Origin of the sequence: Nocardioides islandensis, assembly GCF_015352455.1 — a bacterium.
Lineage (GTDB): Bacteria > Actinomycetota > Actinomycetes > Propionibacteriales > Nocardioidaceae > Nocardioides > Nocardioides islandensis.
In genome coordinates, this window is the sequence record NZ_JADKPN010000014.1 from 14,918 (window position 1) to 28,086 (window position 13,169).

The window sequence follows — 13,169 nt, forward strand, 5'->3', positions numbered from 1 at the left end:
AGGCTTCCTTACAGATGTCAAGCCCCGGACCCGGCGACCTGAGCCGCACGCCGCTGATCGCCCTCGTGCACTGGGCCAACAAGGCGCTGCAGACGGACATGGTGCTGTTCGCGCACCGGGCGGGGCACCAGGGCGTCAAGCAGGCCCACAACGCGGTGTTCGCGACCCTGCACTCCACTCCCCAACGGACCACGGACATGGCGGCCGCGATGGGCATCACCCGGCAGTCGATGGGTGAGATCGTCCGCGACATGGTCGCCCTCGGGATCTTGGACATGGTCCCCGACCCTCACGACGGGCGGGCCAAGCTGGTGGGCTACTCCGAGGAGGGACTGCGTGTCGCGGGTGACGGGTTCGCCCACATCCGCGACCTCGAGCAGAGGTTCGTCGAGGAGCTCGGCGCCGAGGACTACGAGACCGCACGACGGGTGCTCCAGCGGGTCACGGAGATGCTCGACGCGGACGCCGCCGCCGACGTCTGAACGCGAGTAGCCTCACCTCAGGCCTGCCGCAGGAGGGGCGATGAGGCGTGCCGAGGGGGACTACGACGGCGTGTTCGCCGCCGAGTACGCGCCTGTGCTCCGCACGGTCTACCTCGTCTGCCACGACCTCCCGCTGGCCCAGGACGTCACCCAGGACGCCTTCGTCGAGCTGCTGCGCCACTGGGGCAAGGTCAGCCGTTACGACCGCCCCGGCGCCTGGGTCCGCCGGGTGGCGATCCGCCGGCTGCTCAAGGTACGGCGGCGCGACGCCCGGCGTCGCCAGGCCGAGCTCTCCTTCGAGCCCGGGTCGGCCGGTGGGTCGAGCGACCTCGACGTGCTCCGCGCGGGGGCCGGACTGCCCCTGCGACAGCGCACCGCGGTGGTCCTCTACTACTACGAGGACCGGCCGCTCCACGAGGTCGCCGAAATCCTCGACTGCTCGCCCTCGACGGCCGCCGCGCACGTGCACCGGGCCCGCGCCAAGCTCGGCAACCTCCTCAAGGAGGTGAGCCACGATGGCTGAGCGGCGCCTCGGCGAGGTCTTCGAACGTCGTGCCGGCACCGTGGATCCCGACGTCCCGGCCGCCCTGCGGGAGGTGCACAGCCGGGCCCGGCGACGTACGACGCGGCGCCGGACGGTTGCTGCGCTCGCCTGCGTGGGCGTGGTCCTGGTCGCGGGCGTCACGGCCACGCTGATGGCACCCGGCTCCCTGCGCGGCGCCGACCCGGTGGTCCCGCCGCCGCCCCACGAGGACTCGGCGCCGGTCACCGTCGTCCGCCGGGTCAGCGCCGCCGACCTCGGCCTGCGCAAGCTGCTGAGCGCCGCGGTCGGCGCCGACGGCCGCGTGTACGTCACCGACTCCAGCCAACAGGTCGCCGAGCTGACGCCGGACCTCGAGGTGGTGCGCACGTGGGGATCGAGCGGGGCTGGTGACGGGCAGTTCCGGTTGGTCCAGGGCGCCATCGCGGTGGGGCCTGACGGCAAGGTGTACGTCTCGGACACCGGCAACTTCCGCGTCCAGGTGTTCACCGCCGACGGCAGGTACGTGCGGTCGCTCGGGGAGTTCGGCAACGGCCCCGGCCAGCTCACCTGGCCCTTCGACCTGGCGGTGGACGCCGACGGGTTCGTGTACGTGGCCGACGACAAGGAGGAGACCCTCGCCAAGCTCACCCCGTCCGGCAAGCAGGTGTGGCGCATCGGCGGGATCGGCGAGACCGACCCGCGCCTGCAGGGCCACCAGCACCTCGCGATGATCGACGCCGTGGGCCGCGCCGTCGTCACCAACGACGACGCGGGTGTGGTGGTGCTGATCGCCCCGGACGGGTCCGTGGCCGAGGCGCCCTTCGGCGAGTCCTTCTCCTCCGGTGACCTCTGCGACACCACCGAGCACGCCGGGCTCTTCTACCTGACCACGTGCACCACCTCGTCGCCGCTCGACGTGTACGACGCCGACGGCGCCCTGGTCGGCACGGTGGCCGACGCCGGGCTCGCCCAGTCCCCGCGCTGGGGCCGCGACGGCACCGGCTACGCCGTGACCGCCGACGGCGGCCTCGTCGAGCTGGAGGCCAGGACCGACTGAGAAAAGTTCCGGCGCCGTGTCAACGACGGCGGCACCCCAGGGCTGTGTCTGTCACGAGGGACCCTCCAGGAGGCTGACATGAAGACCACCACCACCTGCGCCGTTGTCGCGGCGCTCGGCCTGGCCGCGGTGCTCACGGCACCGACCGTGCAGGCAGCGGACCCGGTGAGCCACGAGCGCATCCTCACCAGCGGCCTGCTGGTCGCGCACGGCGGCGCGAAGGTGACCACGCTGGACCCGGACGGCACGGGGCGAGCACCCGTGAAGCTGCCCGACGACCTGGAGGACTTCAACAAGAGCACCTGGTCCCACGACGGCACCCGGGTGCTGCACAGCAACGTCCTGGTGTTCGACGACTCCGGCGAGCTGGTCGCCTTCCGACCGGCCATCACGACTCCGGACGGCAGCGGGTACCGGCTGCTGCGGATGCGCACCCAGCCCATGGACCTGTACTGCAGCGCCTGGTCCCTCGACGACACCCGCATCCTGTGCGGCACCCGGCGCGGCGTCTTCAGCTTCCGGGTCAGGGACGGCCGCGGCGGCCGTCGCGTCACGACCAACCCGTACGGCGGCCAGGACCTCGCCGTCGGCTACTCACCGGACGGCACCACGCTGGCGTGGCTGCGCGAGCGTCCCGACCCCACGCCTGACGAGGGCACCGATCTGGAACGGGAGGCCCTCTACATCGCCGACGCCGACGGCGCCCACGCTCGCCGGGTGACCGCGTGGGGGCTGCTCCAGGCGCACGAGGTCGCCGGGGCGACCTGGTCCCCCGACGGGACGACGGTCATCTCCGCGAACCGTCACGGCCGGCTGGTCGAGATCGAGGTGGCCACAGGGACCGTCACACCGGTTCCCCTGGACCTCCGCCGGAGCGACTACGCGGTGATGCCGGACTACTCACCCGACGGTCAGCAGGTCGTGTTCTCGATGTTCCGCAAGGCACCCGCGGACCTGTTCGTCGCGAACCTCGACGGGTCCGGCCTGCAGCAGATCACGCACACCGACGACCGCTCGGAGCTGTCGCCGGACTGGGCCACGATCCCCTGAGCAGCGTCCAGGACGACACCGGCCCGCCCGAGGAACCTCGGGCGGGCCGGTGCGTGGATCAGGGGCGGGTCAGTGACCGTGGCCGTGGCCGTGACCGGCCGCGGGCGCCTCTTCCTTCTCGGGCTTCTCGACGATCAGCGTCTCGGTCGTCAGCAGCATCGCGGCGATCGAGGTCGCGTTGACCAGCGCGGAGCGGGTCACCTTGACCGGGTCGAGCACGCCCTGGGCGACCAGGTCGCCGTACTCGCTCGTCGCGGCGTTGTAGCCGGTGCCGACGCCGGCGTCGCGGACCTTGGCCACGATGACGTAGCCGTTCTCGCCGCCGTTCTCGGCGATCCAGCGCAGCGGCTCGTCGACGGACTTGCGCACGATGCGCACGCCGGTGGCCTCGTCACCGGTGAGGCCGAGGTCCTCGGAGAGCACGGACGCGGCGTGGATGAGGGCGGAGCCGCCGCCGGCGACGATGCCCTCCTCGATGGCCGCACGGGTCGCGGACACGGCGTCCTCGATCCGGTGCTTCTTCTCCTTCAGCTCCACCTCGGTGGCGGCGCCGACCTTGATGACGCACACACCGCCGGCGAGCTTGGCGAGGCGCTCCTGGAGCTTCTCGCGGTCCCAGTCGGAGTCGGTGTTCTCGATCTCGGCCTTGAGCTGGTTGACGCGGCCCTCGACCTCGGCCTTGTCGCCGGCGCCGTCGACGATCGTGGTGTTGTCCTTGGTGATCACCACGCGCCGGGCCTGGCCCAGCACCTCGAGCCCGACCTGGTCGAGCTTGAGGCCGACCTCGGGCGCCACGACCTGACCGCCGGTCAGGGTCGCGATGTCCTGCATCATCGCCTTGCGACGGTCGCCGAACGCCGGGCTCTTCACCGCGACGGCGGTGAAGGTGCCGCGGATCTTGTTCACCACCAGCGTCGACAGGGCCTCGCCCTCGACGTCCTCGGCCAGGATGAACAGCGGCTTGCCGGACTGGATGACCTTCTCCAGCAGCGGGAGGATGTCGGCGATCGCCGAGATCTTCCCCTGGTGCAGCAGGATGTAGGGGTCGTCGAGGACGGCCTCCATGCGCTCCGGGTCGGTGACGAAGTACGCCGAGATGTAGCCCTTGTCGAACTGCATCCCCTCGGTGAACTCCAGCTCGGTGCCCATGGTGTTGGACTCCTCGACCGTGATCACGCCGTCCTTGCCGACCTTGTCGAAGGACTCGGCCAGCAGCTCGCCGATCAGGCTGTCGCGGCTGGAGATGGTGGCGACCGAGGCCATGTCCTCCTTGGAGTCCACCTCGCGGGCGGCCTCGCGCAGCGCGTCGCCGACGGCCTCGGCCGCGGCGTCCATGCCGCGCTTGAGCGCCATCGGGTTGGCACCGGCGGCCACGGCGCGCAGGCCCTCGTGGACCATCGCCTGAGCCAGCACAGTCGCGGTCGTCGTACCGTCGCCGGCGACGTCGTTGGTCTTGGTCGCGACCTCCTTGGTGAGCTGCGCGCCGAGGTTCTCGAACGGGTCGTCGAGCTCGATCTCGCGGGCCACGGTGACGCCGTCGTTGGTGATGGTCGGCGCGCCCCACTTCTTGTCGAGCACGACGTAGCGGCCCTTGGGGCCGAGCGTCACCTTGACGGTGTTGGCGAGCTTGTCGACGCCGCGCTCGAGGGAGCGCCTCGCGTGCTCGTCGAACTCCAGGATCTTGGGCATGTCAGTCCTTCACGAGTGCTGGTTCATGGGCCGATACGGGGGTGCTAGAGGGAAGCGAACGGGTCGTGTGCCTTCGAGACGCCTCGTCCCTCGGCTCCTCAGGGACCACCCCGGGAAACAGGAGCGGGCGCGTCGTGAGGCACACGACCCGGTTCAGGTGCTTCTGGATCAGGACACGACGGCGAGCACGTCGCGCGCCGAGAGGATGAGGTACTCGTTGCCGGAGTACTTGACCTCGGTGCCGCCGTACTTGCTGTAGATGACCTTGTCGCCGACCGCGACGTCCAGCGGGACGCGGTTGCCGTTGTCGTCGATGCGACCCGGACCGATGGCCAGGACCTCGCCCTCCTGGGGCTTCTCCTTGGCCGTGTCGGGGATGACCAGGCCGGACGCCGTGGTCTGCTCCGCGTCGAGCGGCTTCACGACGATGCGGTCCTCGAGGGGCTTGATGTTGACCGACACGATGTCGACCTCCACTTTCTGAACTGTTGTCAGGTCTCACGGGGCCTGCTGAGAGGTACGCCGTCGCGGGGGTCGTACGTCGTCGCAAGCGGTGGTGCTGCGCTGATACTGGGTTGGCACACTCGAGGCGAGAGTGCCAACCGCGACGTTAGCACTCCCCCCACACGAGTGCCAGGCCAGGTGGACCACCACGGCAGGATGGGCGGCATGGACCTCGACGCCTTCCGCTGGCTGCTGACCGACGACGGCCAGCGGCTGCTGGCGCGAGCGGTCGAGCTGACGGCAGAAGGGGCGGACGAGCTCGTCGTCCAGTCCGCGTTGCGGCGTACGGCGGCGCCCGAGCACGTGGCCGTCGCGGTCGGGCAGGCGGAGCTGCGGCGCCGGGCGGTGCCGAAGTTCGGGGACCTGGCCACCCTCATGTACTTCACCCCCGACGGCCTCGAGCAGGCCACCCGGCTGAGCGTGTCCACGCACCGCGCCGGCCGGCTGCAGGCGGCCGTGACCCAGACCGTCGTCGACCTCGGCTGCGGGATCGGCGGCGACCTGCTGGCCTTCGCCCGGGCCGGCGTGCTCACCGCGGGCGTCGACCTCGACCCGGTGCGCGTCGCGGTCGCCGGGGCCAACCTGGCCGCGCTCGGCCTGGCCGGGGCGGTGCAGGTGGCCGACGCGACCACGGTCGACACCTCGCCGTTCGACGTCGCGTTCGCCGACCCGGCCCGGCGCACCGGACGCGGCCGGACGTTCCATGCCGACGACTGGACGCCACCCTGGTCGTTCGTCGAGCGCCTGCTCACGCGTGACGCGTGCGTGAAGGTCGCGCCGGGCATCCCGCACGCGCTCGTCCCGCACGACGTCGAGGCCGAGTGGGTCAGCGACCACGGCGAGGTGAAGGAGGCGGCGCTGTGGTCGGGCCGGTTGGCGACGGTGTCGCGGCGCGCGACCGTGATCGGCGACGGTGGGCTCGCCACGCTCACCGACGAGGACGACCCCGGTGGCGACGTCGGTGACCTCGGCGCCTTCCTCTACGAGCCGGACGGTGCCGTCATCCGGGCGGGTCTGGTCACCGCCGTCGCCGCCGGGGTCGGCGGTCGCCTGGTCGATCGCAAGATCGCGTACGTGACGTCGGAGGAGTCGTTCCGGACACCCTTCGCCCGGTCCTACCGCGTCCTGGAGGAGCTGCCGTACCGCGAGAAGCAGCTGCGCGCGGCGCTGCGGGCGCGCGGCATCGGCACGCTGACGATCAAGAAGCGCGGCGTCGACATCTCGCCCGAGCAGCTGCGCAAGCGGCTCGACCTCCGCGGGGAGGACGAGGCCACGCTGGTGCTGACCCGCGCCCGTGAGCAGGGCATCGCCCTGCTCGTGAAGCCGTTCTGACCGAGGTGATCACGACGACCGGGTGAGGCCCGAAGGCCCACCCGGTCGACGAGACGTGATCAGAGGCAGTTGTTGTTGCCCGGCGGCGGGTCAGCCGTCGCGCCGGACGGGTGCGGCCAGTCCTTGGGATTGACCCCGTGGTCCGACGTGCCACACCGGTCGATGCCGTTGAACGTCGCCTGGACGAAGCCGGTCGTGGCTCCGGCCGGGTCGGGGTTGCCGCCGATGAGCTTCGTGTAGGAGAAGTCCAGACGAGCAGACCCGTTGGCGCTGTCCGGGAACTCCAGAGCGTCGATGTAGTAGCACACCGTCGAGCCGGGCGTGATGCTCACCGACGTCGGCGTCACCGCACCCGAGGCCGCCGTCTTGGTCACGCCGTTGATCGTCATGCTGGTGATCGTCACGGTGTTGCCCACGATGGCCTGGCTGGCCGTGAAGCAGAACGTGAAGTGGTAGATCTTGAAGGTGTCGTCAGGCCCGCTGTTGCCTGGGTGCTTGCAGATCGTGCCGCACAGCTGCACGGTCACGGGCTGCGAAGCAGCGAAAGCGGGTGCGGCGTAAGCGACGGCAGCGATCGGCGCTGACCATGCGACACCGCGTGTGACGGTGCGCCGCGAGATTTGAGTCCCCCCGGACTTGACGCGCGCAGGCGTCTTGATGGAATCCATTGTTACCCCCCCGGATTACATGTGGAGACCACACCATAGACCGCCGCGGGGTCGTTGGGAAATGCGGTAGGCACACGGTCACCCCGGTGGGCTGGACCAGTCGAATTCCTGAGCCTGGGGACGTATCTCCCTTCGGGTTCCGCGGTTCCTGTCCCTCCCGGCTCCGGAACCGGTCGATCTCGACGATTTGCTCGCTTTCAGCACCCGGTCCGCGGTAACGCGGGGACCCTCACCGGCAGGTGTCCTGGGGCCGATCGGTGCCCGAGGAGGAACCCCACGAGGGCACGCATCGCGCCGGCGGTGACGCCGTACGTCGCCACCCGGACAGGTGCCGCACTGCGGGCCAGCAGGTCCGGACGGTCGAGCGCCACCACCACTCCGCCTCGCGGTGGTCGGCCACGGGTGGCCAGCACGACCCGGGTACCGCGGCCGACGCCCAGTCCCTGGCGCGCGGCCGCCGCCCGGAAGACCGCGACGGCGTCGGCCGGGCCGGCGACGCGCACGTGCCCGCCGACGAGTCGACCCGAGCACGGTCCGGCCACGGACGTGAGCGCCTCCCCCGACAGCCGGGCCGAGAGACGGGCCGCCGACCCCAGGCGTGCGGGTCTCGCGTCCGCGTGCCGCACGTGCAGGAGCAACGCGACCATCCGGCTCGCCGCGGCGGCGAGCCGCGTCCTCGGCAGCCGGCCGGCTCGGACCGCGTCGACGATGCCCGTGCGAGCGGCGCGGGCGTCGGCCGGCATCAGGACGATGTCGACGCCCGCGTTCACGGCGCGGGCCGCCGCCCTGGCGGAGCCGTAGCGCTTCGAGATCGCACCCATGGAGAGTGCGTCGGTCATCACCACGCCACGGAAGCCCAGCTCGTCGCGGAGCAGCCCGGTGACGACCTTCCGGGACAGCGAGGCGGGGACGTGCGGGTCGACCGCACGGACGTCGAGGTGCCCGATCATCACGGCCGAGGCGCCGGCCTCGACGCCGCGGCGGAACGGCACCAGCGCCGTACGCCGCAGCACGTCGAGCGGCGTCCGCAGCACCGGGAGGGCCTGGTGGCTGTCCACAGTGACCGCGCCGTGTCCCGGGAAGTGCTTGAGGACGCCGATCACGCCGGCATCGGCGAGCCCGGCCTCGGCGGCCACGACCTGGGCGGCGGCGACGCGCGGGAACCCGGACGCCGAGCGGGTGCCGATCACCGGGTCCGCGGGCCCCCGGGTCACGTCGGCGACGGGCGCGAGCACCGAGGTGAACCCGAGCCCGCGCATCTCCCGGCCGTTGGCGGCCGCCACCTCGCGGGTGAGCCCCGGGTCGCGGGCGGCTCCGGTGGACATGAACGCCGGGAACGCGGTCGCCTCGCGGATGCGGACGACCGTCCCGCCCTCCTGGTCGACGCCGATGAACGCCGGGTAGCCGCGCGGCCGGACGACGCGCTGCACCGAGGCGTTGACCGCGCGGATCTGGGCGCTGGACGTGATGTTCTCGGCGACCGGGACCGCACCGCCCAGGTGCAGGCGGTCGACCAGGGCCGCCGGAGACCGCGTGCCGTGGTACCCCGCCACGATCACCTGTCCCGCCTGCTCGCTGAGCGACATCGCGCCCACCAGTTCGCGGGCGCGGCTCACCTCCGCGCGGGTCGGTCCCCAGGAGGTCGCCACGGGGGCCGGGACGCGCCGCACCGGCGCCCGGTCGAGCGTCGGGACCGAGCCGTCGGTGGGGGTGGGGGTCGCCAGCGCGGCACCGGCGAGCAGCAACGCGGCGGCGCCGGTGAGGAGGCGGCGCACGTCCGGCAGTCTCCCAACCCCGGCCGCCACTCCGTGGCAGAACGCGCCAGACCCGTCACCTGCAGGTCACCCACCCATCCGTGGCGGCAGCCGCCGGTTGAGCGAGAACAACCGGCCGAGGACCGGCATGATCACGATGTTGAGCCCGTGCAGCATGCCGATGATCAGCAGGATGCCGCCGACCCGGACGAGCTCGTCCTTGACCAACCTCGCGCTCACCTCGTCGACCCACGAGAGCGGCGGCTCCACCCGGATCGTGAAGAGGATGTACGCCGCGAAGATCAGGTAGTAGACGATGTCGGTGAGCACGATGTAGCTCTTGCCGGTCAGCGGGTTGTCGTGGAAGACGTCGGCGGCGTAGGCCCGGCCGAACCGCTTGATGAACGGCCCGAGCCACACGGCGATGCCGACGAGTGCGACGTTCGTGGCGATCTCCAGGATCCACCAGGGCATGTGCAGTCCCTCCTCGTCCTTCGGGGTCAGGGTGATGGTGAGCACGGCGGTCAGCGCGACGCCGGCGGCCCAGGCCAGGGCGATGCCGCGCGCGTGGCGGCGCCGGGTGCGGTCGTCGGCGATGCTCCCGACGACGCGGGCGAACAGGTCGGGCGACGGCTCGGTGTGGGCGCCGGCGTCCCCGAGGGCGTCGTGCAGACGAGTCTCAAGATCGGCCATGCGGGTCCTCCAAGGCGGCGGCGAGGCCGCGCAGGCCCCGCTTCAGGTGGGTCTTGACCGAGTTCGCCGAGACGCCGAGCGCCTCGGCGATCTGGTCCACGGAGAGCTCGAGGTAGTAGCGCAGCGCGAGGCACTCGCGCTGGCGGTACGGCAGCCCGCGCAGCGCGACCACCACCTCGCGACGCGACTCCGCGCGCGACGCGGTCTCCTCGGCGGACGGCTCGTCCGGAGCCGCTGGCGGCCGGTGCCGCAGGGACACGAGTCCGCGCCGGTTGTGGTCGCGCGCGAGGTTGACCACGATCGAGCGGAGGTACGCCGCGGCCTTGTCCCGCTCGCGGATCCGGTGCGCGTTGCGCGCCATGCGGATGAACGCCTCCTGCACCAGGTCCTCCGCCGCCGTGCGGTCGTCGGTGAAGAAGCGGGCCAGGGCGACCAGGCGCTGTCCCTCCTGCTCGAAGAGCGCGGCGACCAGCGCGTCGGCGTCGTCCGCCGACCCGCTCCTCACCTGGCTCCAGGACTTGCCTTGGGGCATCGCCGAGACGGACTCCATCGTTGGTGCAGACGAACCGCGAGACCCTTCCGGGTGACACGTCCCGCCCGCGAGTTCTTGCAGGTTTCCCTTGTCACCCGTGCGGTGTCCAGGGCCGTCCGTCGAGGTGTCCAGACCTCTCCACGAACGGAGCCCGACCATGAACCTGCGCCGTACGACGATCCTCGCCGCCGCCGTCGCCCTGCTGACCACACCGGTCGTCGCCACCTCGGCCGCACCGGCCCAAGTGTTCCGGGGCGACCTCGTCGACCTCTCCGCGGCGACGCCCGACCCGTTCGGGGATGCCACCGCCCACCTCGTCATGACCCCGAACGGCAGGGGCACGACGTTCCACCTGCGAATCCAGGGCATCGACCCGGCGGTCGTCGGCGAGTCGTACGGCGCCCACCTCCACGTGGGTCCGTGCGTCGAGGGGAACGGCGCCGCCGCGGGTCCGCACTACAACGCGTCCACCACCAGTCCGCCGGTCGTCAGCGACCAGACCGAGGTGTGGCTGGACTTCACGGTCGTCGGGGACGGGACGGGGGCGGGCGACGCCACGGTGCCGTTCGTGCCCGCCCCCGGAGACCGGGCCGTCGTGGTGCACGCCGAGGAGACCGCACCCAACGGCACGGCCGGGCCACGCCTGGTCTGCCTCCCGGTGTCCTGGTGACGGCGCTGCTGCGCGGCGCCGGGCTCGGCCTCGCGCTCGGCGCGGTCTGGGGCGTGCTTGCACGCATCTGGATGCGGCTGATCACCACCGACCCCGAGTTCTCCTGGGCCGGGACGCTGGCGATCATCGGGTTCTCCGCGCTGCTGGGCCTCGGCGTCGGGCTGGTGCACGCGTCGCGGCGTACCGGGCGGTCCCGGTGGTGGACGCTCGCCGTCGTGCCGGGGCTGGTCCTCTTCATGAGCCCGGGCATGCTGCTGGCACCGGCGTTCCTGCTCGGGGGTCCGGCGTTCGGCGTCCGCGGCCGGCTGCTCCGGGTCGTGGGTGTGCTGACGATCGTCGGCACGCTGGCGCTGGCCCTGTACCTCGTGCTGTTCATGCCGGACCCGGGGGCGGAGGACCCGTCGTTCGGGGACGTCCTGGTGTTCGAGGTGGGCTTCGCCGTGCTCGCGGTGGCGCTGGCGTGGGCGAGCTCGCTGGTGTGGCAGCGGAAGGCGTCAGCCGTCCAGGGCCACGCGCTCGGCGCCGATGGTGGTGTCGTCGCCGTGGCCGGTGTGCACGACCGTCTCGTCGGGCAGTGAGAACAGGCGCGACCGGATCGAGGCCCTGATCTGGTCGGCGTCGCTGTAGGAGCGGCCGGTCGCGCCCGGCCCGCCCTGGAAGAGCGTGTCGCCGGTGAAGACGCAGCCGAGGTCGGCGGCGTACAGGCAGACCGCACCCGGGGCGTGGCCGGGCGTGTGCCGCACCTGCAGCGTCGTGCCGCCCACGTCGATGGTGAACCCGTCGGCGAGGTCGACGTCCCACAAGTGGTCGGTGTGCGTCAGCTCCCACAGGGGCCGGTCGTCGGGGTGCAGCAGGATCGGCGCGCCCTGCCCGTCGTTGACCGCCTCGCGCAGCGCCGGCGCGACGCGCACGTGGTCGTCGTGGGCGTGGGTGCAGAGGATCGCCTTGACCTGGCGTCCGCCGACCACCGCCAGGATCGCGTCGACGTCGTGCGGGGCGTCGATGACGACGCACTCCGCGTCGTCGCCGACCACCCAGATGTTGTTGTCGACGTCGAAGGTCGCGCCGTCGAGGGAGAAGGTGCCCGAGACCACTGCGTGGTCGACGCGCGCGCTCAGAAGATCACGACCGACCGCAGCACGTCGCCGTGGTGCATCTTCTCGAACGCCGCCTCGACGTCGTCGATGCCGATCTCCTCGGACACGAAGGCATCGAGGTCCAGCCGGCCCTGGCGGTAGAGGTCGACGAGCATCGGGAAGTCCCGGGTGGGCAGGCAGTCGCCGTACCAGCTCGACTTCAGGGCGCCGCCGCGGCCGAAGACGTCGATGAGCGGGATGTCGGGGATGCGCATGTCGGGGGTCGGTACGCCGACCAGGACCAGCGTCCCGGCCAGGTCGCGGGCGTAGAAGCCCTGCTTCCACGTCTCGGGCCGGCCGACCGCGTCGATGACGACGTCCGCGCCGTGGCCCTCGGTGAGCGCCTGGATCCCGGCGACCGGGTCCTCCTCGGCGGAGTTGATGGTGTGGGTCGCGCCCATCTTCGTGGCCGTCTCGAGCTTGCGCGGGTCGATGTCGACGGCGATGACCGTGCCCGCCCCGGCGAGCACTGAGCCCGCGATCGCGGCCGCGCCCACGCCACCGCAGCCGATGACGGCGACGCTCTTGCCACGGCTCACGTTGCCGGTGTTCAGGGCGGCACCGAGGCCGGCCATCACGCCGCACCCGAGCAGGCCGGCGGCGGCCGCCCGGGTCGACGGGTCGACCTTCGTGCACTGACCGGCGGCGACCAGGGTCTTCTCGGCGAACGCTCCGATACCCAGCGCCGGGCTGAGCTCGGTGCCGTCGGCGAGCGTCATCTTCTGGGTGGCGTTGAAGGTGGCGAAGCAGTACCACGGCTCACCGCGCTTGCACGCCCGGCAGGTGCCGCAGACCGCCCGCCAGTTGAGGATCACGAAGTCACCGGGGGCGAGGTCGCGTACGTCGTCCCCCACGGCCTCCACGACACCGGCGGCCTCGTGGCCCAGGAGGAACGGGAAGTCGTCGTTGATGCCGCCCTCGCGGTAGTGGAGGTCGGTGTGGCAGACGCCGCAGGCCTGCACCTGCACCAGCGCCTCACCGGGGCCGGGGTCCGGCACCAGGATCGTCTCGACGCTGACCGGTGCACCCTTCGAACGGGCGACGACACCTCGGACCTCGTGCATGCTGCGGTTCCTTTT

15 protein-coding genes are annotated in these 13,169 nt (G+C 71.8%); 7 read left to right on the forward strand and 8 right to left on the reverse strand.

Going from position 1 to position 13,169, the window contains the following annotated elements:
• Nucleotides 1–14 precede the first annotated feature (14 nt).
• The 4 genes from ISU07_RS18960 (at nt 15) to ISU07_RS18975 (ending at nt 3,112) form a co-directional block, all read left to right on the forward strand.
• Complete coding sequence (locus ISU07_RS18960) at nt 15–482, forward strand: MarR family winged helix-turn-helix transcriptional regulator (RefSeq protein ID WP_194708409.1); 468 nt, start codon at nt 15–17, stop codon at nt 480–482.
• 40 nt (nt 483–522) lie between these two features.
• Entirely contained in the window at nt 523–1,005 is a 483-nt protein-coding gene (locus ISU07_RS18965; protein WP_194708410.1) for a sigma factor-like helix-turn-helix DNA-binding protein, read from the forward strand.
• Complete coding sequence (locus ISU07_RS18970) at nt 998–2,062, forward strand: NHL repeat-containing protein (RefSeq protein ID WP_194708411.1); 1,065 nt, start codon at nt 998–1,000, stop codon at nt 2,060–2,062. Before ISU07_RS18965 ends, ISU07_RS18970 begins: the two co-directional genes overlap by 8 nt.
• Before the next feature lie 78 nt (nt 2,063–2,140).
• Nucleotides 2,141–3,112, forward strand: coding sequence for a TolB family protein (locus ISU07_RS18975; protein WP_194708412.1), 972 nt, complete (start codon nt 2,141–2,143; stop codon nt 3,110–3,112).
• Nucleotides 3,113–3,181: 69 nt separating this feature from the next.
• On the opposite strand, the gene groL is transcribed toward ISU07_RS18975, so the two are convergent.
• Both groL and groES read right to left on the reverse strand, forming a co-directional pair.
• Complete coding sequence (gene groL, locus ISU07_RS18980) at nt 3,182–4,801, reverse strand: chaperonin GroEL (RefSeq protein WP_194708413.1); 1,620 nt, start codon at nt 4,799–4,801, stop codon at nt 3,182–3,184.
• 168 nt (nt 4,802–4,969) lie between these two features.
• A complete protein-coding gene (gene groES / locus ISU07_RS18985; RefSeq protein WP_194697247.1) occupies nt 4,970–5,263 on the reverse strand; it encodes a co-chaperone GroES in 294 nt (97 codons plus the stop codon).
• Between the two features lie 207 nt (nt 5,264–5,470).
• Between groES and ISU07_RS18990 the strand changes: the two genes are divergently transcribed.
• The gene (locus tag ISU07_RS18990) at nt 5,471–6,637 is read left to right on the forward strand and encodes a class I SAM-dependent methyltransferase (protein WP_194708414.1); all 1,167 of its coding nucleotides are present in this window, start codon (nt 5,471–5,473) and stop codon (nt 6,635–6,637) included.
• A 59-nt stretch (nt 6,638–6,696) separates the two neighbouring features.
• Here ISU07_RS18990 and ISU07_RS18995 read toward each other — a convergent pair whose 3' ends face one another.
• From ISU07_RS18995 to ISU07_RS19010, 4 genes are all read right to left on the reverse strand, one after another.
• Nucleotides 6,697–7,164, reverse strand: coding sequence for a hypothetical protein (locus ISU07_RS18995; protein WP_194708415.1), 468 nt, complete (start codon nt 7,162–7,164; stop codon nt 6,697–6,699).
• Nucleotides 7,165–7,502: 338 nt separating this feature from the next.
• Nucleotides 7,503–9,080, reverse strand: coding sequence for a glycoside hydrolase family 3 N-terminal domain-containing protein (locus tag ISU07_RS19000; protein ID WP_194708416.1), 1,578 nt, complete (start codon nt 9,078–9,080; stop codon nt 7,503–7,505).
• A 66-nt stretch (nt 9,081–9,146) separates the two neighbouring features.
• The gene (locus tag ISU07_RS19005; protein ID WP_194708417.1) at nt 9,147–9,752 is read right to left on the reverse strand and encodes a hypothetical protein; all 606 of its coding nucleotides are present in this window, start codon (nt 9,750–9,752) and stop codon (nt 9,147–9,149) included.
• Nucleotides 9,739–10,284, reverse strand: coding sequence for an RNA polymerase sigma factor (locus ISU07_RS19010; RefSeq protein WP_194708418.1), 546 nt, complete (start codon nt 10,282–10,284; stop codon nt 9,739–9,741). Before ISU07_RS19010 ends, ISU07_RS19005 begins: the two co-directional genes overlap by 14 nt.
• 157 nt (nt 10,285–10,441) lie before the next feature.
• Between ISU07_RS19010 and ISU07_RS19015 the strand changes: the two genes are divergently transcribed.
• Entirely contained in the window at nt 10,442–10,954 is a 513-nt protein-coding gene (locus ISU07_RS19015; protein WP_194708419.1) for a superoxide dismutase family protein, read from the forward strand.
• Nucleotides 10,951–11,532 carry a hypothetical protein gene (locus tag ISU07_RS19020; protein WP_194708420.1) on the forward strand — a complete coding sequence of 194 codons (582 nt, stop codon included), beginning with the start codon at nt 10,951–10,953 and terminating at the stop codon, nt 11,530–11,532. Before ISU07_RS19015 ends, ISU07_RS19020 begins: the two co-directional genes overlap by 4 nt.
• Here the strand turns inward: ISU07_RS19020 and ISU07_RS19025 are convergent.
• Together ISU07_RS19025 and ISU07_RS19030 are read right to left on the reverse strand one after the other, a co-directional pair.
• On the reverse strand, nt 11,449–12,048 hold the full coding sequence (locus ISU07_RS19025) for an MBL fold metallo-hydrolase (protein WP_407671457.1): 600 nt from the start codon (nt 12,046–12,048) through the stop codon (nt 11,449–11,451). The genes ISU07_RS19020 and ISU07_RS19025 overlap by 84 nt on opposite strands.
• Nucleotides 12,049–12,068: 20 nt before the next feature.
• On the reverse strand, nt 12,069–13,154 hold the full coding sequence (locus ISU07_RS19030; RefSeq protein WP_194708421.1) for an S-(hydroxymethyl)mycothiol dehydrogenase: 1,086 nt from the start codon (nt 13,152–13,154) through the stop codon (nt 12,069–12,071).
• Nucleotides 13,155–13,169 lie beyond the last annotated feature (15 nt).